This window comes from Dechloromonas denitrificans, from assembly GCF_020510665.1.
Taxonomy (GTDB): domain Bacteria; phylum Pseudomonadota; class Gammaproteobacteria; order Burkholderiales; family Rhodocyclaceae; genus Azonexus; species Azonexus denitrificans_B.
The window spans coordinates 814,054-835,629 of record NZ_CP075187.1; the positions used below are offsets into that span (position 1 = coordinate 814,054).

The following is a 21,576-nucleotide window of genomic DNA, read 5'->3' on the forward strand; positions in this document are numbered from 1 at the left end:
TTTCGAGCGGCTTTTTTTACGTCTGCACTTTCGGTCGCCGTCGGTTTACGCCCCGAAAACCGCCTTCCACAGCAGGTTGACCGCAGCAATGTGTTTTTCGATCGGCTCGCACTCGATCCGGGCGGCTGGCGTGGCGCTCAGTCGCTTGGCGTGTTGCAGGCGGCGATATTCGCGATAGGCATTGCCCGCCGCGTCGGCTTGCCCGGCATCGATCAGGCCGAGCTCGGCGGCCATCCTGAGCAGGGCGATATTGCCGAGATTGCCGGTCAGGCTGGCGTGCTGATGGGCGTGGCCGAGAATCAGATATTGCACGATGAACTCGACATCGATAATGCCGCCGCTGTCGTGTTTCAGGTCGAATTCGGTTTCGCTGTGCGAGGCGTGGGCATCGGCCATTTTCTGGCGCATGGCGATGACTTCGGCCTTCAGCGTGCCCAGATCGCGCGGCTGGCGCAGGATTTCGGTGCGGATCGCTTCGAAGCGGGCGCCAACCGCCGGGTCGCCGGCGCAGAAACGGGCGCGGGTGAGCGCCTGATGCTCCCAGACCCAGGCATTTTTCAATTGATAGTCGCGGAAGGCGTCGACCGAGACAGCGAGCAGGCCAGAATCACCGTTCGGGCGCAGGCGCAGGTCGGTTTCAAACAGGATGCCGGCCGATGTCTGGCTCGATAGCCACGAATTCAGACGCTGGCCGAGTCGGGCGTAGTTTTCGCCTGCATCCTGATCGTCGTCTTCGAACAGGTAAACCATGTCGAGGTCGGAAGCGTAGCCGAGTTCCTTGCCGCCCATCTTGCCATAGCCGATCACGGCAAATTTCGGTGCCTCGCAATGCCGTTTCTTGATCGTGTTCCAGCACAGCGGCAGGGTTTCCTGAACCAGCGTGTCGGCCAGTTCGGTCAGGTGGTCGGAGAGATGTTCGATGGTCTGCAGCCCGGCCAGATCCTGGGCGAGCAGCCGGAAAACCTGGGCGTGATGCACTTCGCGCAGGATATCCATCTCGCGCTCGGTATCACCGGCATGGTCGGCCAGCGTGCGGCGCAGCGATTCGCGGAAGCCGGCCCAGTCGGTGGCGATTTCGTAAAGCCGGGGGTCGAGCAGTTCGTCGAGTAGCAGCGGGTAACGGTTGAGATACTCGGTTGCCCAGCTGGAGGCGCAGATCATGTCGGCGACGCGGCGCAGGGCCATCGGGTATTGCTGCAGCAAGGCCAGGTAAGAGCCGCGCCGGGCGATGCTTTCAAGGAAATTCAGGCCACGAACCAGGGTGGTGTCGGGGTCGTTCGTCGCGCCGGCTGCTTCGATCAGGCGCGGGCCGACGGCATCGATGCGTGAGCGATTGGTGCTCGGCAATTGCTGGTAGCGACTGGAGTCGCGCAGTTCGGCAAGCCGGGCGATGGCGTCTTTCGGACGGCGGAAGCCGAGATTGCCGAAAGCTTCGATCGCCGTGTCTTCGTCGAGCTGGCTCATCCACAAGCCGGTTAGCGGGTGTTCGCCGGCTTCCGGGTCGGAAAAAACGGCTTCGAAATGCTTGCTGACCTTGTTGCGGTGGGCGTTCAGCTCGGCCAGCATGCTCGCCCAGTCCGCGAAATTCATGCTCTGCGCGACGCTGGCCTGGCCGGCCGGATCGGTCGGCAGCATGTGTGTCTGCTTGTCTTCGACGTATTGCAGGCGATGTTCGAGGCGACGAAGGAAAACATAGGCTTCGCGCAGCTCGATTTCGGTTTCGGCCGGGAGAAGCTTGCGGTCGACGAGCAATTTGAGCACGGAAAGCGTCGGGCGGATTTGCAGGCCGGGATCGCGTCCGCCGCGAATCAGCTGGAAGACCTGGGCCATGAATTCGATTTCACGAATCCCGCCGGGGCCGAGCTTGACGTGGTCGGCCATGTCCTTGCGCGCCACTTCGCGGCGAATCTGGGCGTGCAGGTCGCGCATGGCGTTGATCGCGCCGAAATCGAGGTATTTGCGGAAGACGAAGGGGCGGGAAATGCGGCGCAGCGCCGCCATCCATTCGCCGAGCGCCGCACCGTCGGCATTCGGGCCGGCGTTCATGACGCGCGACTTGATCCAGGCGTAGCGTTCCCACTCGCGGCCCTGGGTGATGAAATAGTTCTCCAGCGCATCGAGCGAGCAGACCAGCGGACCGGAGTCGCCATTCGGGCGCAGGCGCATGTCGACGCGGAATACCTGGCCGTTCGCCGTCAGTTCGCCGAGTGCGGCAATCACCCGCTTGCCGAGACGGGTGAAGAAATCGTAGTTCTCGATGCTCTTCGGGCCGGCGGTGTCGCCTTCTTCCGGGTAGATGAAGATGTAATCGACGTCGGACGAGACATTCAGCTCGCGCCCGCCCAGCTTGCCCATGCCGATGATCAGCAGGCGCTGCGGCTGGCCGGCCTTGTCGAGTGGTTCGCCGTAGGTGGCGACGAGCTGGCGGTGGTAATGGTCGAGCGCGAAGTTGGTCGTCACGTCGGCCAGCATGGTCATGCTTTCGACAATTTCACCGAGCGGCGCCAGGCCGCACAGGTCGCGCAGCGCAATGTGACACATGGCGCGGTGGCGCAGTCGGCGCAGTGCCGCCTTGACCGCATCGTCATCGGTGAAATCCTGCTTGAGCGGCGCCAGCAGCAGGTCTTCGGAGAGTGGGGCAAGCCAGGTGGCAGCCAGTTCCGGAATCAGGCCGGGGTTCGCCTGAAGCTGATTGGCCAGGTAACGGCTGTGAGCCAGGGCGGCTTGCCAGCGTGGGTCGAGTGTGTTGTCCATGATTGCTCAATCGGCAGGTCGGCCGAAAAGGATAGAATGCGGGTTTTACCGAATTTTTGATTGTAGTGATCTATTACCCATTCTGGCAAAACGGTTTGACGCGTGAATAGCGAAAGCGCTCGCGCCTGCGCAGCGTCGCATCAGCAAGTGCGTGCCGCGGTCTACCATCGGCTGCACTGGTTATGGCCCGTGCTGGCCCATCCGGCAGTGCGTCTGCTCGGTTGGCTGCTGTTCGCTGCCTGGCTGGTTTTCGCAGCACTGATCCTTGCCTTGCGCTATGCCGTCCTGCCGAATGTGGCGGCCTACCAGCCGCAAATCGAGGCTGCGGCCAGCCGCGCCATCGGCCAGCCGGTGCGCATCGGCCGTATCGAGGCGCGCTGGGAAGGGCTGAATCCCGATCTTGTGTTGAATGACGTGCTGCTGCTCGATCGCAATGGCGTGCCGGCTTTTTCACTGGCCAGCGTCGAGAGCGTGTTGTCTTGGGAAAGTTTGTGGCGTTTGCAGATACGCCTTGATCTGCTGGCTTTCGAACGGCCGGTGCTGCATGTCCGGCGCGAAACCAGCGGCAAGATCACCGTGGCCGGGCTGGATACCGAAGGCGAGAGCGATCCGGCTTTTGCCGAGTGGGTGCTGCAGCAAAAGCATATTCGCATCCGCAATGCCAGCATCGTCTGGGAAGATCGCCTGCGCAAGGCGCCGCCGCTGGCGCTGGAGGACTTGCAGTTCGGGCTGGACAACAGCGGTCGGCGCCATCGCTTCGGGCTGTCTGCCGCTCCACCGGCCGAACTGGCGGCGCGCATCGACATTCGTGGCGAGGTGCGTGGCGATCTCGGCGAGGCGCTCGAATTGCTCAAGGGCAAGATATTTGTCGAGCTGGATTATGCCGATCTGGCCGGCTGGCAAAAATGGGTCGATTACCCGGTGCACCTGCCGCAAGGCCGCGGCGCAATTCGCGTCTGGGGCGATCTGGCCGAGGGCGATGGCAAGGTAACGGCCGACGTGGCGCTTGAAGAGTTGCGCGTCCGGCTCGGCAAGAAATTGCCCGAACTCGATCTGGCCAGCCTGCGCGGTCGCTTCGAAGGACGCTACAAGGCGGATCAGTGGATGCTGGCCGGGCGCAAGGTTGAACTGCTGACGCTGGATGGCCTGCGCATCGCCCCGACCGATTTCCAGGTCGAGCTGCGCCAGAATACCCAGACTGCTGCGGTCAACGGCAATGCCAGTGCCAGTTTTCTTGATCTCTCGATTCTCGCCCGCTTGGCGGCCTACATGCCGCTCGATGCGCGCAGTCGCGAGTTGTTGCAAAAGCACCAGCCACAAGGGCGGATTGCCGAGTTGCGCGCCAGTTGGGGCCTGGAGGGCGAGGAACTCAAGCGCTATGCCCTCAAGGCCGCGTTCAGCGAAATGGGCATCCGGGCTGATGGTTATGTGCCCGGAGCTTCGGGCATTACCGGCAAACTCGATCTGACTGAAAAGGGCGGCGAACTCAGTTTCGATGCGGGAACGTCCGGCCTGTCGTTGCCCGCGGTGTTTCCCGTACCGGATATCGCGCTGGATAGCCTGAAAGCTCGCCTGAACTGGAAAACAAGCGCCGACGCGGTCGATATCAAGCTGGAGAAGCTCGACTTCGCCGGCCCCGAGGCCGCCGGTTCGGCGCGCGGCACTTACCGTTATAGCGGTGACGGTCCGGGTGAAATCGACCTGCTGGCAACAGTCGACCGCGCCGATGGCCGGGCGGTCTGGCGTTACATGCCGCACGCCGTCAATGCCGAAGCGCGCAACTGGATTCGGCGCGGCATTGTCGCCGGACGTGGCTACGATGGCCGCCTGGTGCTCAAGGGCAACCTCAGGGATTTCCCCTTCCGCGATGCCAGCAAGGGCCAGTTCATCGTCACCGCCAAGGCGGCCGATGCCAAGGTTGATTACGTGGCTGGCTGGCCGACGATCGAGAATATCGACGCCAACATGACTTTCGGTGTTGGCATGAAAATCGAAGCCGACAAGGGCGCTATCCTGGGGGCCAAGCTGTCGGCGGTGACGGTCGAGTTGCCCGATTTCGAATCGCACGAAGAAATGCTGCTGGTGCGCGGTGTGGCGCAGGGGCCGACCAGCGAATTCTTCAAATTCATCGAGCGCAGCCCGGTGGCGGCGACCATCGACCATTTCACCGATGGCATGAAGGCCACGGGCAGCGGCCGGCTCAATCTGGAACTCGATATTCCCTTGCGCCATGCGCTCGATACCAAGATGCGCGGCGATTATCGCTTCCAGAACAACGTGCTTGAGCCGCTTGCCGCATTGCCGCCGATCACCCAGGTCAATGGTCGCCTGGTGCTGACCGAAAATACGGTGGCGGCGCAGGATATTGTCGGCAAGGTTTTTGGCGGGCCGATCAAGGTCAATGTCAAAAGTGCCGGCGACAAGGTGGGGGTCGTGGCGAGCGGAACGGCCAATGTGGCTGAGGTGCATCGACATTTCGGCTTTCCGCTGATGGAGCATCTGACCGGCAGCGCCGGCTGGAAGGCCGATATCGCGATCCGCAAGCGGAATGCCGATTTCGTCATCGAGTCCGACTTGCTGGGCGTCAGCTCCCCCTTGCCCGATCCGCTCAACAAGAATGCGACGACAGCCTTGCCCTTGCGCATCGAACGCAGTGCGCCAGATGCCACGCGCGAGCAATACCGGATCGTCCTGGGCAAGGTGGCTCAGGGGCTGATGGTGCGCCGCCAGGGGAATTGGGAGCGCGGGGTCTTTGCCGTGGGCGAGGCCGATTTGCGTCTGCCAGAAAAGGGACTGGCGGTGCGTGTCGCTGCGCCGCAGATCGATGCCGATGCCTGGAAAAACTTCATCCCGGCCGGCTCGGCTCAGGAAAACACGTCGGGAGGCGGGCTGGCGCTCAGTCTGCTGACCCTGAAAACGCCGCGCCTGCATTTGTTCGGACGTGATTACAGCCAGGTTGAAAGCACCCTGAGACCGCGTGATGGCGGCTGGCAGATCGGCCTGAGTACGCGCGATGCGGTCGGCGATATTTTCTGGCGCAGCGCCGGTGAAGGCTGGGTCGAGGGCAGTTTCAAGCGCCTGGTCATCCGCCCCGCCAGTGAGGGCGGCGATGCACACAGCGAACTGGTTAACTCGCTGCCCGGGATGAATCTTGCGGTCGACGACTTCTACATCGGCGAAAAGGCCTTGGGCAAGCTGGAGTTGCGGGCGCGTAACGACAAGGGGGCCTGGAATCTCGATAACTTCAGCCTGCACAATCCGGACGGCAGCCTCAAGGGGCGGGCGACCTGGCTGAATACCGGGCGCCACCAGACGCGGATGAATTTTGAACTGAATGCGGCCGATGCGGGCAAGTTGCTTGCCCGTCTTGGCTATGTCGATGCTGTTCGCCGGGGAACAGCGAAGCTGAGCGGCGACCTGCAGTGGAGCGGGCCGCTGACGGCTATCCATTACCCGTCGCTGACCGGTCAGTTGAATGTGCTGGCTGAAAAAGGGCAGTTCAACAAGCTGGAACCGGGCGTCGGCAAGTTGCTCGGGCTGATTTCGCTGCAATCGCTGCCGCGTCGCCTGACGCTAGATTTCCGCGATATTTTCAGTGACGGGCTGGCTTTCGACAGCATCGAGGGCAGCCTGTCGGTGCGCAAGGGCATCATGCGGACGACTGAACCTTTGCGTATTTCCGGTCCGGCTGCGCAGATCGAAATGCGCGGCGAAACCGATCTGCGGGCCGAAACGCAGGATTTGCAGGTTGTCGTGCGTCCCGAGCTGGGCGGCCTGGCGGCGGTCGGGGCGGCGGCGCTGGTCAATCCGGTGGTCGGCGCGGCGGCATTGGTTGCCAATACCGTGCTGCAAAAGCCGCTCAATCGCCTGTTCAGCTACCGTTATCATGTCACCGGCAGCTGGAGCGATCCGCTGGTCGATAAGGCCGGAGAACCTGCCCCCGAGGTCAAATCATCCGCTGAAGAGGGAAACAAGCCGTGATCAAGAAAAATTGCCGGATCGCTGCATTACAGATGGTTTCCGGGCCGCGTGTGGCCGATAACCTGGAAGTGGCCGGGCGCCTGGTTGCCGAGGCAGTCGATCAAGGTGCGCAGCTGGTTGCGCTGCCGGAGTATTTTCCGATTATCGGCGCGGCCGACGCGGACCGGGTACGGGCGCGCGAACAGTTCGGCAACGGCCCGGTGCAGGACTGGCTGGCGGCCACGGCGGCGCGGCACGATGTCTGGATTATTGCCGGTTCCATCCCGTTGACCGCGACGCAGCCGCACCAGATGCGCAACAGCACGCTGGTTTTCAACGATGGCGGCGATTGCGTCGCGCGCTACGACAAAATTCACCTGTTCGGCTTCAAGAAGGGGGCCGAGGCGTATAACGAATCGGCCTTCATCGAACCGGGCGATACGCCGGTCGCGGTCGATACGCCGTTTGGCCGCATCGCGCTGTCGATCTGCTACGACCTGCGTTTTCCCGAGCTGTACCGCTCGCTCGGGCCGGTCGACCTGATCCTGATGCCGGCCGCCTTCACCGATACGACCGGCCGGGCGCACTGGGAAATCCTGCTGCGCGCCCGCGCCATCGAGAACCAATGCTACCTGCTCGCGGTCGGACAGGGCGGCCAGCATGAAAATGGCCGAATGACCCACGGCAACAGCATGATTGTCGATCCCTGGGGCGAAATCCTCGACCGCAAGGTGAAGGGGCCGGGCGTGGTTATCGCCGACCTCGATCACGCCCGCATTGCCGAAATCCGCGAGAGCCTGCCGGCGCTCGCCCACCGTATTCTCTGACGGAGCTTCAATGAATTCACAAAGCGCACTGGCCCAGGCCGAATCGCTGCTGCTGACCCCTTTTTCGCTGAACGAAGGTGATTTGTCGCGCACCTTCGGCCAGATTCTGACGCATCAGGTCGATTACGCCGATCTCTACTTCCAGTACTCCCGCTCCGAAGCGTGGAGTCTCGATGAAGGCATCGTCAAGTCGGGCAGTTTCAATATCGATCAGGGCGTTGGCGTGCGCGCCATCTCCGGCGAAAAAACGGCCTTTGCCTACTCGGACGACATCAGTTCGCTGGCGCTGAATGATGCTGCCGTGGCCGTGCGGGCGATTGCCGCCGCTGGCCAGAATGGCATTTTGCCGGCTTTCAAGGCGTCGACCGCAGCACGTGCGCTGTATTTGCCCAATGATCCGATTGCCTCCTTGCCGGCCGAGGCCAAGGTCAAGTTGCTCGAACGGCTCGAAGGTTTTGCCCGGGCGCTCGACTCCCGCGTCGTTCAAGTCATGGCTTCGCTGGCCGGTGAATACGATGTTGTCCTGGTGGCCGGGTCGGATGGTCGCCTGGCGGCCGATATTCGTCCACTGGTCCGTTGCTCGGTGTCGGTCATCGTCGAGGAAAACGGCAAGCGCGAGCAGGGCGGCGCCGGTGGTGGCGGTCGTTTCGACTTTGCCTATTTTGACGACGAAGTGCTCCAGCGCTACGCCAAGGAAGCGGTTCATCAGGCCGTCATCAACCTGCACGCCGAAGCGGCGCCGGCCGGCCAGATGACCGTTGTACTCGGTTCCGGTTGGCCCGGCATCCTGCTGCACGAAGCGGTCGGCCACGGCCTGGAAGGTGATTTCAATCGCAAGGGCAGTTCGGCGTTCAGCGGCCGGGTTGGCCAGCGCGTTGCGGCCAAGGGCGTTACCGTGATCGATGACGGCACTATTGCCGATCGCCGTGGTTCCTTGAATATCGACGATGAAGGCAATACCACGCAGCGCACCGTGCTGATCGAAGACGGCATTCTCAAGGGCTACATGCAGGACAGCCTGAATGCCCGTCTGATGGGCGTTGCCCCGACCGGTAACGGCCGGCGCGAATCCTTCGCCCACCTGCCGCTGCCGCGCATGACCAACACCATGATGCTGGCCGGCGAGCACGACCCGCAGGAAATCATCAAGTCGGTCAAGAAGGGCATCTACGCGGCCAATTTCGGTGGCGGGCAGGTCGATATCACGAGCGGCAAGTTTGTTTTCTCGATGAGCGAGGCCTACCTGATTGAGGACGGCAAGGTGACGCGCCCGATCAAGGGGGCGACGCTGATCGGCAACGGGCCGGATGCGATGACGCGCATTTCGATGATCGGCAACGATCTGCAGCTTGATCCCGGTGTCGGCACCTGCGGCAAGGATGGCCAGAGCGTCCCGGTCGGTGTCGGTCAGCCGACCTTGCGTATTGATGGACTGACGGTGGGTGGTACGGCATAATATGTAGTCATTTTGAAGGGGTTGGTGTCATGCGGTCTTGGTTTTATGTGCTGGGAATCTTGGCCGCAAGCGGTATGGCGCATGCCCAGCCGGCGCTGCAAGAGCGCCTGAAATCAGTTTCGGCAGACCCGGCTGCCCTCAAGCAGGCCGTCGAAGCCGGCAAGAAAGCGTCGTTTTTCTGTGCCAATTGCCATGGTGAAGACGGCATCAGCAAGTCGCCGGAAGTCCCCAATCTGGCCGGGCAAAATCCGGCTTACCTGCTGGAGCAGATTCGCAAGTTCGGCAGTGGCGAACGCAAGGATCCCTTCATGCAGGGCCTGATCAAGGTGCTCAAGGACGATGAGCGCCTCCAGATCACCTTGTATTACGCCGGGGTCAGCGTTCGTCCCTCGTCGGCCGATCCGGTTCAGGTTGCCCGCGGCAAGGGCTTGTTCGACAAATTGTGCGTTCGCTGTCATGGTGAGCAGGCGCATGGCAACGATGCCTATCCTCGACTGGCCGGCCAGAAGCTACCTTATCTGCAGACGTCGATCGCGCGCTATCGTGACCAGACCGGGGTGCGCAACAACCAGTTGATGTCGATCGCGACGGCGCCGCTGAAGAACGAAGACATCGTTGCCATCGCCCATTACCTGACCCAGCTTCCTTGATTTGATTGTGTCGCATCAGGCACGGTTGATGCAGATCATGGCAAATATGTTACATCCGCCGATAAGCTGGCACATCGCATTTTTCCGATGGATTCATTGTGAAATATCTGCTTGGCCTCTTCCTGGCATGCCTGCTTTGCCTTCCCTCACCCGAGGCGATGGCCCAGATCAGCGATATCAATTCAGCCATCAACAAGGCCGGGCGCCAGCGCATGCTTTCACAGCGCATTGCCAAGGCTTATTTTCAGATTGGCCAGAAAATCGATGTCGACCGCAGCAAAAAGGCGCTGGATGTCTCGGTGGCCTTGTTTGATCGCCAATTGGTTGAATTGAAAGGTTTTGCGCCGACCCCGGAAATACGCGAGACCTATCTCAAGCTTGAAAAATCCTGGCTGGCCTACAAGGACATCCTGCTCGGCGCGCCGTCTTCGCCCGATAACGGCCGCAAGGTGCTTGACCTGTCTGAAGAAGTCCTGTTGCTGGCCAATCAGGGCACCGAACAGCTCGAAAAGCGTTCCGGCACGACCGCCGGTCGCCTGCTCAATCTCTCCGGTCGCCAGCGCATGTTGTCGCAGCGCATGGCCAAGTATTACCAGGCGATGGCCTGGGGGGTTGGCGATGCCAATAGCTCGGCCGGGCTGGGCAAGGCACGGCGTGAATTCGCCGATGCGCAAGCCGAATTGCTGGCTTCGTCGGTCAACACGCCGCAGCTCAAGGACGCGCTTGGGTTGGTCGGCCAGCAGTGGTTTTTCTTCGAAAATGCCCTCGGCCAGAAAAGCGGCGCCGACAATCGCCCGCAGACCGCGGTGGCGACAACCAGCGAACGTATCCTCGAAGAAATGGAATCGGTGGTCACCTTGTACGAGCGCTTGCCGCACTAAGCCTGAATCTTCCATGCCGATCCGGTAGAATGCCAGGTTTTCAGGCTTTTTACTGGGGTTGGCCATGACGCCGCAAAGCAAACCGAATACTGACGACGTTCGCATCAAGGAAATCAAGGAACTGGTTCCGCCGGCTCACGTCTTCCGCGAATACCCGCTGTCGAATCGCGCCGCACAGACCACCTACACCGCACGCCAGGCGATCCACCGCATTCTGCACGGTGCCGATGACCGCTTGCTGGTCGTGATCGGCCCCTGCTCGATTCACGATTACGACCTGGCGCTGGATTACGCCAAGAAACTGGCCAAGGAGGCCGGCAAATATGCCGACGATCTCGTTGTGCTGATGCGTGTCTATTTCGAAAAACCGCGTACGACGGTGGGCTGGAAAGGCCTGATCAACGACCCGCGCCTCGACAACACCTTCCGCATCAACGAAGGCATCCGCCTGGCACGCAAGATTCTGCTCGACATCAACGAACTCGATCTGCCCTGTGCCACCGAGTTCCTCGATACCATCACCCCGCAATACACTGCCGACCTGATCGCCTGGGGCGCCATCGGGGCGCGTACCACCGAGTCGCAAGTGCATCGCGAACTGGCCTCCGGCCTGTCCTGCCCGGTCGGTTTCAAGAACGGCACCGACGGCAACATGCGTATCGCGGTCGACGCCATCCGTTCGGCCAATTCGCCGCACCATTTCCTGTCGGTCACCAAGTCCGGTCACACCGCTATCGTGTCGACGATGGGCAACGAGGACTGCCACGTCATCCTGCGCGGTGGCAAGGAACCGAACTATGACGCCGCCAGCGTTGACGCTGCCGCCACCGAAATCGCCAAGGCCGGTCTGGCCGCACGGCTGATGGTCGATTTCTCGCACGGCAACAGCCGCAAGCAGTTCAAGCTGCAGATGGAAGTGAATGACAGCATCTGCGAACAGCTGAACAGCGGCGAAGACCGTATCGTCGGCGTGATGGTCGAATCCCACCTGGTCGAAGGCCGTCAGGATCTCTCGCCCGAAAAGGAACTGACCTACGGCCAGAGCATCACCGATGCCTGCATCAACTGGGACGACAGCCTGCTCGTGCTGGAAAAACTGGCCGCCGCCGTCCGCGCCCGCCGCGCAGCTAAGGCTGCTGAATAAGCGGTTGTGACGTCGGATGAGGGGGGCGGGTAATCCCCGCTTAGCATCTCGTTACTGGCAATAAAGAAAAGCCACACCCTGTTGGGGGTGTGGCTTTTCAGACTGCTGACGAACCCCCGATTTTTCGGGGGTTTTGTTTTTCTGGTTGGAAATCAGGGAGACTCCTGGCTTCAAGCCGAAGCGAGGCGGATTCTGAAATTCAGGTTAGGAACCCCGATCTGCCAAAGATGGCGGGCGAATGGGGCGGCAAAACGGGTTCGTGCGAGGATTTTGGCCAATAAGGCTGCCGCCTTGCGGGCCAGCAACAGGGCCATCTTCTTCATGTTCTGACAGGCCGCCGAGAGCAGGCACTGCGCTTGCACCTTGGCCAAGCCACGGAAACGGGCGTAACGGTGGCCGTGCAACTCCTTGGCATCGGCAAAGCTGCGCTCCACTGTTTCCTTGCGCCGGGCGTACAGCCGTTTGCCCAGGTCGCTCAGGCGATTGGCGTTGATCGCTTCCTTGAAACCTTCCCAGAGATGCCGGGTCACGAGCTTCTGATGGTTCCGGCTCTGCGTGCATTGCCCGCGCACGGCGCAATCGGCACACCGCGCCGGGTTCGAGGCGTATTCCCGATAGCCCAGCCGATTGGTCGTCCGGTACGGTAGAACTTCCCCGGCCGGGCAGCGGTAGCAGTCCTGGACCGCATCGTAGAGATAGTCCCGTTTGTAGAAATAGCCATCGCGGTGTGTGGGTCGCTTGTAGCCCATCACCCCGAACAGTGCCCGCTCGAGAATGCCCTTGCAGACTTGCGGGGTGAAATACCCGGCATCCAGCCCGACGGCGCCCACGGCCAGATCAAAGCGCTCCATGACCCGATCCAGGCGGGCAAGGTAGGGCTGGCTGTCATGGACATTGCCCGGCGTGACATGGGTATCGACGATCAAAGCATGCACGCCATCGACAGTCCGGTGATCCAGATAGAAGAAGCCGGTCGGCTTGTTGTCGCGGGCCATGAAACCTGCGTCGGGATCGACCGTGCTGACCTTGACCTCCTTCATCGGCGGTGTCGAATCATCGTCATCACGCTTGAGCGGCTTCTTGCCCGCGGCGGCTCGGTCCGTTTCGATGGCTGCATCCAGTTCGGCCAGGTAGGCCGCAGGGGTTTGCTCAACCTGATGCACTTCAAAGTGCCGCTTGTTCGCGTTCGCCTTCAGGTGGGTACTGTCGGTGTACAGCACCCGCCCGCCAATCAGCTTATGCTCAATGGCTTGCTCGACAATCCCGTCAAAGATGCGTTGCTCAATGTCCGTCCCGACAAAGCGGCGACGGCGATTCTGCGACAGCGTCGAGGCATCTGGCACTTTGTCCGTCAGCCGAAAGCCGAGAAACCAGCGGTAAGCCACATTGACCTCGATTTCCTTCACCAGCCGGCGCTCGGAGCGAATCCCGAACAAGTAGCCAATGAACAACATCTTGAACAACACCACCGGATCAATCGCGGGTCGGCCATTGTTCTCGCAATACAGGTGCTGGGTCGCTTCACGAATGAAATTAAACCGGATGTGCTGGTCGAGCAGCCGGAGCCAGTGGTCTTTCGGGACCAATTGCTCCAACGTCACCATCTCCAGTTCCGTTTGGGCAGGGTAGACAGGCTTGAGCATACCTGCATTATAAAAAATAAAGCCCCCAATCGCTTGGAGGCTTTGTCAGCGGTCTGAAAAGCCACACCCTGTTGGGGGTGTGGCTTTTTTTGAGCTGTTTTGGGGGATATCAAGGTGTCGCATGCCGAACAGAAATTTATGTTGCCAAGCAATGGGCGACGATCCGAACTGTAGAGTTGTAGCTCCCTCTCTCACCCCGGAAAGCTACAATCGATAAGAATCTCTTCAGAAATGGGATCCACGTTGTAGCTCCCTCTCTCACCCCGGAAAGCTACAATCCCTGAATCCTGCTGTTACGACTGACCTGATGTTGTAGCTCCCTCTCTCACCCCGGAAAGCTACAATCCACGAACGCTGTCGGATTCTCGTAGGCGCGGTTGTAGCTCCCTCTCTCACCCCGGAAAGCTACAATCTCGCCGTGTCGCGGAAGGAATGGAAGACCTGTTGTAGCTCCCTCTCTCACCCCGGAAAGCTACAATCGGTTAATGTCGTCATGCAGCCGGCGAGCAAGTTGTAGCTCCCTCTCTCACCCCGGAAAGCTACAATCAGCAACCCGGCGCTTTCGACACGCCGCAGGGTTGTAGCTCCCTCTCTCACCCCGGAAAGCTACAATCTGCGACCGGGACGGGTGCGCAGACGTTGGCGTTGTAGCTCCCTCTCTCACCCCGGAAAGCTACAATCCTGCTGGCCTCGAAGGGCTGTGAGTTTGAGGTTGTAGCTCCCTCTCTCACCCCGGAAAGCTACAATCGAGGCCCATGGCGAGGACCACATCCCCGCGGTTGTAGCTCCCTCTCTCACCCCGGAAAGCTACAATCGCTTTCGACCGGTGGCATTGCGATGGCGGCGTTGTAGCTCCCTCTCTCACCCCGGAAAGCTACAATCGCTGTCTGGCGTAAATGCCGCGATCTTGAGGTTGTAGCTCCCTCTCTCACCCCGGAAAGCTACAATGATTATTTTTCGCTCTACAAGAGCCATTCGGTTGTAGCTCCCTCTCTCACCCCGGAAAGCTACAATCCGCGTCTGGCGCTCGATCAGGCTGTTCTTGGTTGTAGCTCCCTCTCTCACCCCGGAAAGCTACAATCTGCCCGTTGTGCGCCCAGGTTGATCTATTGGTTGTAGCTCCCTCTCTCACCCCGGAAAGCTACAATCGGACTCTGTGAAGGAACTCCCGCCGGACCCGTTGTAGCTCCCTCTCTCACCCCGGAAAGCTACAATCAAGGAATGCATCGGGAAGGTTACGTGGACTGTTGTAGCTCCCTCTCTCACCCCGGAAAGCTACAATCTCATCGACAACCTTTGTCCATTGCGACACCGTTGTAGCTCCCTCTCTCACCCCGGAAAGCTACAATCCGAGCAACCGGTGTTTGACGCTTCGCGAAGAGTTGTAGCTCCCTCTCTCACCCCGGAAAGCTACAATCAAAGTTCACGGACGACAGGACGGGGGGCGCGTTGTAGCTCCCTCTCTCACCCCGGAAAGCTACAATCTGGGCCACTGGCTGGCGCTGCTGTAGTTGCGTTGTAGCTCCCTCTCTCACCCCGGAAAGCTACAATCAACGAAGTCGTCTGTAGCCTCTGAGCTGGCGTTGTAGCTCCCTCTCTCACCCCGGAAAGCTACAATCAAGAAGGCCGAAACCAATGGCAGCTTTGAAGTTGTAGCTCCCTCTCTCACCCCGGAAAGCTACAATCTTCTTCGGTCGCAATAGACCAACTTCAACGGTTGTAGCTCCCTCTCTCACCCCGGAAAGCTACAATCGCGCGTCTTAGCGGCCATCACGCAGCCCCTGTTGTAGCTCCCTCTCTCACCCCGGAAAGCTACAATCCGAGGCCTACCGCGAGACGTTCAAGGAAAAGTTGTAGCTCCCTCTCTCACCCCGGAAAGCTACAATCAGCAACCCGGCGCTTTCGACCCGCCGCAGGGTTGTAGCTCCCTCTCTCACCCCGGAAAGCTACAATCAACGAGGGCGGCGGCTGGCGCTGTAGGGATGTTGTAGCTCCCTCTCTCACCCCGGAAAGCTACAATCGAAGAGGGCTCGTGTTCCTGGGTGAGAAACGTTGTAGCTCCCTCTCTCACCCCGGAAAGCTACAATCGGGGGCTTTTGAGTCATCCCCCCTGCCGCTGTTGTAGCTCCCTCTCTCACCCCGGAAAGCTACAATCCCCTGATTGACGTCAGGGGCTCTTACAACAGTTGTAGCTCCCTCTCTCACCCCGGAAAGCTACAATCTCGCGCCCTTGAAGCTGGCACGCTCGACGGGTTGTAGCTCCCTCTCTCACCCCGGAAAGCTACAATCTTCAGCCAGGCTCTAGGGGCAGGTACGTTGGTTGTAGCTCCCTCTCTCACCCCGGAAAGCTACAATCTGATGTCACCGGGGGGATTGAAAAACTTTTGTTGTAGCTCCCTCTCTCACCCCGGAAAGCTACAATCCCGCGCTGCGCGGGTGCGACACGGCGCAGCGTTGTAGCTCCCTCTCTCACCCCGGAAAGCTACAATCCGGCGGTGGTGGCATGTCGCTGGCTTTTGAGTTGTAGCTCCCTCTCTCACCCCGGAAAGCTACAATCGTCCGGCGGCATTGGCATTGCGGCGTTTCGGTTGTAGCTCCCTCTCTCACCCCGGAAAGCTACAATCCAGGAGCGTTGAATTGATCGCGCTGGCCGCGTTGTAGCTCCCTCTCTCACCCCGGAAAGCTACAATCGCCCATTTGTATTTGCCGGGTGTGGCAGTGGTTGTAGCTCCCTCTCTCACCCCGGAAAGCTACAATCGCCGCTGGCCAGCTCGCGCGTATAGAGCAGGTTGTAGCTCCCTCTCTCACCCCGGAAAGCTACAATCGGGGCTTTTGATTCATCCCCCCCTTCCGATGTTGTAGCTCCCTCTCTCACCCCGGAAAGCTACAATCTCGTCGGTTATCATGCCTTGCTTCAAACGGGTTGTAGCTCCCTCTCTCACCCCGGAAAGCTACAATCTTGTTGCCGCGTTTTACGACGATTGAATACGTTGTAGCTCCCTCTCTCACCCCGGAAAGCTACAATCTAAAGCAGCGTCATATATCTATCTTTGTGCGTTGTAGCTCCCTCTCTCACCCCGGAAAGCTACAATCGAAAAGCCGCGCAGGCCGTACAGCTAAGCGGTTGTAGCTCCCTCTCTCACCCCGGAAAGCTACAATCTGAAGGCGAGTATGCGAACTACCTTGGCCGGTTGTAGCTCCCTCTCTCACCCCGGAAAGCTACAATCCTGGTATCGACCACGCCGACGACTGGCACTGTTGTAGCTCCCTCTCTCACCCCGGAAAGCTACAATCGGGCTTTTGAATCATCCCACCCTGCCGGTGGTTGTAGCTCCCTCTCTCACCCCGGAAAGCTACAATCGGGCTTTTGAATCATCCCACCCTGCCGGCGGTTGTAGCTCCCTCTCTCACCCCGGAAAGCTACAATCTGACAAACCCAAAATTCCCACCTGGCGCAAGCTGGGCGGGAATTTTTTTGTTCAGATTTGCTATCAGAACAGCAACATTTGGTTTGCCGGGACCTTTTTTTCCTGAAAAAGGGGCATGCCGACCAGGAACTTGATACCGGCAAATTGTTTTTCGGTCACGGTCATGCAGCGAATGGAACCAGCTGGAGGAAGGCTGTCGACTAATCGCTTGAGGTGTTTCTCATGGTCATCGTTGCCATTTAGCAAGCGGGCATAGACGGACCATTGAATCATGTCGTAGCCGTCGTTCAGCAAAAAGCGGCGAAATTGAACATAGGCGCGCTTCTCGGTCTTGGTGACCATAGGGAGATCGAAGAAGACAATGAGTCGCATGAAGCGTCGTGTCTCCAGTCCCATGCCTCAGCAGTCCAGCCTGTGAGCTTGCAGGCCAAGCAAGGCTGGGAGCTCTAGCTCGCTGTCGCCTTGCTCGAATAATCGGGCCAGGCTTTCGACGGCGTATTCGATGGCGGAAAGCGCAGACATTTTTCCTTGGGGCATGCCTACGTCAACATTAAGCAAGGCAACCAACGCCGCCTTGTCTTGCGGCGCCAGATCACCTTCGGTGGTGGCCGGATGTTTGGCTACGTGCAAATCAACCAGAGGGCGGAAAGGTTCGATCAGGTCGTCGGCCAGATTGAAAGCGTTTTGTTCGCTGGCGTGGAAAAGGCCGATAGGCGGATGCATGCCATGGGCGACGAGTCCACGGGCGATGGCGCCGCGAAGAACGGCATAGCCGTAATCGAGTGCGGCATTGGTCCAGCGTTCTTCTGCGCGATAAAAGCCTTGGCCAAAGAGTTGGGGGAAATAAAAGGCGGCAGCTTGGCCTTCGAGGTTTTCGGTGTCACCGGAGCGCACACGCCGGGCATAGGAGTCCAGACGGTCGACGCCATTTTTTCCACAAAGCCGAAGTACGGCAGTTTGGTTTTCGATCTTGCGCCGGACAATGTTGGCCCAGGCTTGCTTGGCCAAGGGGCGCGGAATCTCCATCTGCTTGCGCATCAGGCGTGTGGTGCGGGAGTGCGCGAGAAATGGCAGGAAGACTCCGTTGGGCTGGTGGTTGTCGCCGGTTGCGTATAAGCCGATGCCGTAGTCGGCGCAGGCGGAGAGAACGGGGTGGGTGAGTTGGATTTCGCGATGGTTGAGGACAATGATGGCGATGTCTTCGAAGGGAACAAAGGCTGTCTGTTCCTGCTCGATAGCCAGGGAATAATGTTCCCGGCGCAGCTTGGCCGGCCGGGAAATCATCACGCTACGCCAGCCCACGACGTTTCTCCGGTGGGGCGGGGTAAATGTTGCCTAGGGTGTCGACGTTAAATTTATGAAATGCCTTTGCGCTGGAGACGCCTTTTTTTCTAAGGCTTTCTACTGATTTCTGGTCGTGAGGAAAATACTTCAAACCGCAGTCGTTTATGTTTATCCCACTGAAATAGCCAAACAAAGCTTCTCCATCAACCTTCAGGAAAAATAAATCATTTGGGTACAGAGTGAAGCGAAATTCATAGCTTGAATCCATCAAAGTCCATTGGCTTTCATCCTTCTTGCCGACAACTGCCCGGTTCGGTAGCCCCGTTACTCTATGATGGACATAAACCGGCACCAGATGGAACTTGCCGGCCTTGGAAAAGACATCCACCCGCAGCATAGTGTCGTTCTTGGCGATGCCGCCGCGCACCGGGATGCCGGAGAGCTTGTCGATAACCTTGGTCACTGTGCGTACGATGGGGCCGGTCGGGTTGCCATCCTTATCCGGTTTGTGTAGTGGGTTGGAAGGTGGAAAAGCTTTGTCGCCTTTGCCGCCGTGAGCTTCAAGACGCTGGGCGATGGCATCGTACAGTTTCACATTGCGATGCGGATCGGCGAGCGAATCGAGGTCTTTCAGCGTCAGGCTGGAGAGTGGCACCTTCTGCGTGACACCGCCGGTTTTCTTCATTTTTTCCGGTTGACCGTAGATGGTGTCCTTGTGTGCAGCGCCACCATTGCGCCGCTGCGGTGCGCGGGAAACGAACAGGGGTTTCACCGCAGCGAGTTCTTCATCGCTGTAGCTGCCTAAACGCGCCAATTCCTCGCGCAGCAATTCTGGCGAATCGATCTTCAGCCGGGCCTCCAGTTCATGCCGGAAGTTGGGCCAAGGATCGGGGAAGTGTTCGCGCAATTGCTGATGCATGGCGGGGTTGATGATTTCGCCGGTGGCAATATCGACAAAGCCGTCCCGTACCTGTTCCAGTTCGCGGGTGCGTGAGTAATTGGAGAGTCGCTGAACCATGCTGTGGCTGCACGCTGCGACCACGGCTGCGTCGAGCGCGTGGTGACGGTCGCTGTCTGAACGGACCTTGAGCAAGCCCCAGCGGGCGCGCAGGAAATTGGTCAGTTGGCCGCTGAGAACCACGCAGCGTTTCTCCGTGCTCCCTTCGGCAAGTTTCAGGTGCTGCTCAACATAATTCTTGAAGAATTTGCAGATGTAGCGCGTATCGTTCAGATTGCGTTCGCGGAAGTCCTCGGCTTCTTTGGCGCTGAAATCCTTGCGCAGCAGACGGGTTCGTTTGGCTAGTCGATAAGACTTGGTGCCTTCGACAAAGGCAGCGAAACGTTGCCAGCGTTCACTATTTGCAGCGCCATTCAGATATTCATAAGGGGTGCTGTTGCCTTTATTGCGATTTTCATTGGCAAATACCAGCACCTTGTTGTTTTTACTGTCATCGAAGCTGCGCGAATACGGCAGAGCATGGTCGATTTCAACATAACCGGGCTCCAACAGGCGCTCAAGGACAATGGCCTCCAACGAATAAGGACACTTACCAAGCTGTTCCCGGTATAGCCGGAATTTCTCAAATTCACTGCCCTTTGGCGGCTGACCAAACTGCTCGGTAAACATCTCTCGATCACGCTGGTTGCGTGACTGATATTCGTCCTGCTCCTTCTTGATCTTGTTCCGCTCATCGAGCGGCCGGGAGAGATCACGGGCCATTTCAATGTGAACGGCTGTAGGGGAGCATTTTTGCTTGCGAATAATGGCATTGACCACCTTGCGCGCCTGGTTCAGCGAACGCAGTACGACGGGGTTGCGGGGAATGTCAGCATCCTCCGCAAAGATCATCCGGCCATCCTTGTCGCGCCCGTCGTAGAGCGGCGGCAGGTACTTGTGTTCGCCTGCGCCGACCTTGTGCAACTGGCTGTGGTGGTAGCCGGCCTGCACGCAGGCTTCGTCGTAGCGCAGACCTTTTTCCATGTGCGGGACGATGGCGCGCAGAGCTTTGAGCGACAGGGCGTGGAACTTGTCGAAACGGATATCGAGCAGCGCTTCGATCAGTGCCGGCGGATTGGGTAGCGCGAGTTTGGCGAGTTCGCTCCTGACCTCGTCGTCATCCTTGTAAACGCTGAGTACCCTGGCAATTTGATCGAGAATTTCCGGTTGACCGCAGAGGGCGTCGCCCGAGAGTTTTTCCCATTCGTCGGTAAGGCCTGCCGTGGCGCTGGTAAGCGTTTTTCGCAATTCATGCCATGCCGGAATTTTAATCAGCGTGGCCGATTCTGGGTCTTTCGCCTTGCCCTCGGCTTTTTGCGCTTCGGTAGGGTAGGCAAGGCCAATGAATTTGAAACTGCCGGCTTCGAGTAGACCGGCTTTGCTCAGTGCGCTGCCCAATTGTTTGTAGGTCAGATCACCTGCCTGGAGATAGGGCAGCGGCAGGCAAAGTTGGCGCTCCTGATCGGTGAGCGGACGTGTCACGCCGTCGGTGACGATGCGCAGATTGTTCAGGCGGGTCAGCCAGACGTGGCGTTCGGCCGTGAAACTGGCCTTGGGCGCGCGGTATTCGCCTTTCTCGAAGGTGCAGGTGCCGAGCATCTTGAGCAGGTCTGCGCCTGCCAGCGCCGGTTTCTGCTGCCAGAACAAACCGCTTTTTCGGTCGCCGGTGCCGAGGATGGCTGTTTCCAGTTGCTCGGAAGTGTGAGGATTGCCCAACGCCCGCTGTTTTGTGAAAAGCAGGGCAAACTCGTCGGCCAGCAAGATACGCGAAAGTGCCTTGGTGTATTCGCCTTGTTTGTTGCGCTGAGCCTCCGGGTATTCAGCCAACACCATCTCTGCCATACTGCGGTAGCCTTTTTCAGCCATTAGCTTGGCTGTTCCCGCCAGCCCCTGCTTAACCTTGCCACCTTCGCTCTTGCTGTCGCCCTCGGCCTGCTTGGCTTCGGCGCGGCTGATCCAGTGAAAGCCGCGATGTTTGCACAGGTGGTAAATGACGCGGGCCCATTCTTCCTCGTTCAGTTGGCAGTCGAGTCCGTCGACGCGTAGCTGCCACAGCGATTTCGTGAACGGCCGATCGGGCTGGAAAATCTTGGTGTCGGCGATCAAGCCTTCAGTTTTCAGCAGGCGTGCCAGCTTTTTCAGTCGCCATGCCCGGCGGAAAAGGCGGCGGCGCATCAGTCGAGCGCTACGCCGGGCCAGGTTCAGCGACTCGCCCTCCTTGGCTGTCTCGGCTTTGTCGAAGGCGCGAACGCCCAGGTCGATGATGTGGTTTTCCCCGAGGACGCACCAGCCAACCGAGGCGATGCCGATGTCCAGTCCAATGGTGTATGTCGAGTTCATGATTTGTCGGCGTATGAATAATGCGAGTAGAATACGCCTGTCGTAGCTTTCCGGGGTGAGAGCCGTTGCTACAATAAGGTGTCACCTTCGGGTGACGACCGAATCCAAGCCCGGCAGGGAAACCTGCCGGGCTTTCTTATTTTCGCCACACAATATTTGAGTAACTAAGCAATATTGGTCGCACCTGCGTGCATTCCAAGTATCAAGATCTC

At 59.3% G+C, this 21,576-nt stretch carries 11 protein-coding genes and 1 CRISPR repeat array; of the genes, 6 read left to right on the plus strand and 5 right to left on the minus strand.

The features are described from left to right. Positions 1–45: 45 nt before the first annotated feature. Complete coding sequence (glnE, locus tag KI614_RS03820; RefSeq protein WP_226408000.1) at positions 46–2,754, minus strand: bifunctional [glutamate--ammonia ligase]-adenylyl-L-tyrosine phosphorylase/[glutamate--ammonia-ligase] adenylyltransferase; 2,709 nt, start codon at positions 2,752–2,754, stop codon at positions 46–48. A 102-nt stretch (positions 2,755–2,856) separates the two neighbouring features. Here glnE and KI614_RS03825 point away from each other — a divergent pair, with 102 nt between their 5' ends. From KI614_RS03825 to aroG, 6 genes are all read left to right on the plus strand, one after another. After that, on the plus strand, positions 2,857–6,735 hold the full coding sequence (locus KI614_RS03825; protein ID WP_226408001.1) for a YhdP family protein: 3,879 nt from the start codon (positions 2,857–2,859) through the stop codon (positions 6,733–6,735). Between the two features lie 32 nt (positions 6,736–6,767). Beyond that, positions 6,768–7,541, plus strand: a complete 774-nt coding sequence (locus KI614_RS03830; protein WP_413464190.1) for a carbon-nitrogen hydrolase family protein — start codon at positions 6,768–6,770, stop codon at positions 7,539–7,541. Between the two features lie 10 nt (positions 7,542–7,551). Beyond that, positions 7,552–8,997, plus strand: coding sequence for a metalloprotease TldD (gene tldD / locus KI614_RS03835; RefSeq protein WP_226408004.1), 1,446 nt, complete (start codon positions 7,552–7,554; stop codon positions 8,995–8,997). Positions 8,998–9,026: 29 nt separating this feature from the next. Next, positions 9,027–9,647 (plus strand): c-type cytochrome, encoded by a 621-nt coding sequence (locus KI614_RS03840; protein ID WP_226408006.1) that lies wholly within the window; start codon positions 9,027–9,029, stop codon positions 9,645–9,647. Between the two features lie 98 nt (positions 9,648–9,745). After that, the gene (locus tag KI614_RS03845; RefSeq protein WP_226408008.1) at positions 9,746–10,528 is read left to right on the plus strand and encodes a type IV pili methyl-accepting chemotaxis transducer N-terminal domain-containing protein; all 783 of its coding nucleotides are present in this window, start codon (positions 9,746–9,748) and stop codon (positions 10,526–10,528) included. Positions 10,529–10,592: 64 nt separating this feature from the next. After that, the gene (aroG, locus tag KI614_RS03850) at positions 10,593–11,672 is read left to right on the plus strand and encodes a 3-deoxy-7-phosphoheptulonate synthase AroG (protein ID WP_226408010.1); all 1,080 of its coding nucleotides are present in this window, start codon (positions 10,593–10,595) and stop codon (positions 11,670–11,672) included. Between the two features lie 170 nt (positions 11,673–11,842). Here aroG and KI614_RS03855 read toward each other — a convergent pair whose 3' ends face one another. The 4 genes from KI614_RS03855 to cas9 all read right to left on the minus strand — a co-directional run bounded on the left by KI614_RS03855 (position 11,843) and on the right by cas9 (position 21,364). Beyond that, positions 11,843–13,315: an IS1182 family transposase gene (locus KI614_RS03855; protein ID WP_226408012.1), complete on the minus strand. Its 1,473-nt coding sequence runs from the start codon at positions 13,313–13,315 to the stop codon at positions 11,843–11,845. 175 nt (positions 13,316–13,490) lie between these two features. Further along, positions 13,491–16,743: direct repeats of the CRISPR family, unit length 37 nt; unit sequence GTTGTAGCTCCCTCTCTCACCCCGGAAAGCTACAATC. A gap of 63 nt (positions 16,744–16,806) precedes the next feature. Beyond that, a complete protein-coding gene (gene cas2, locus KI614_RS03860) occupies positions 16,807–17,115 on the minus strand; it encodes a CRISPR-associated endonuclease Cas2 (protein ID WP_226408014.1) in 309 nt (102 codons plus the stop codon). A 27-nt stretch (positions 17,116–17,142) separates the two neighbouring features. Then, complete coding sequence (gene cas1, locus KI614_RS03865) at positions 17,143–18,045, minus strand: type II CRISPR-associated endonuclease Cas1 (RefSeq protein ID WP_226408016.1); 903 nt, start codon at positions 18,043–18,045, stop codon at positions 17,143–17,145. Beyond that, positions 18,032–21,364 (minus strand): type II CRISPR RNA-guided endonuclease Cas9, encoded by a 3,333-nt coding sequence (cas9, locus tag KI614_RS03870; protein WP_226408018.1) that lies wholly within the window; start codon positions 21,362–21,364, stop codon positions 18,032–18,034. Before cas9 ends, cas1 begins: the two co-directional genes overlap by 14 nt. Positions 21,365–21,576: the final 212 nt, after the last annotated feature.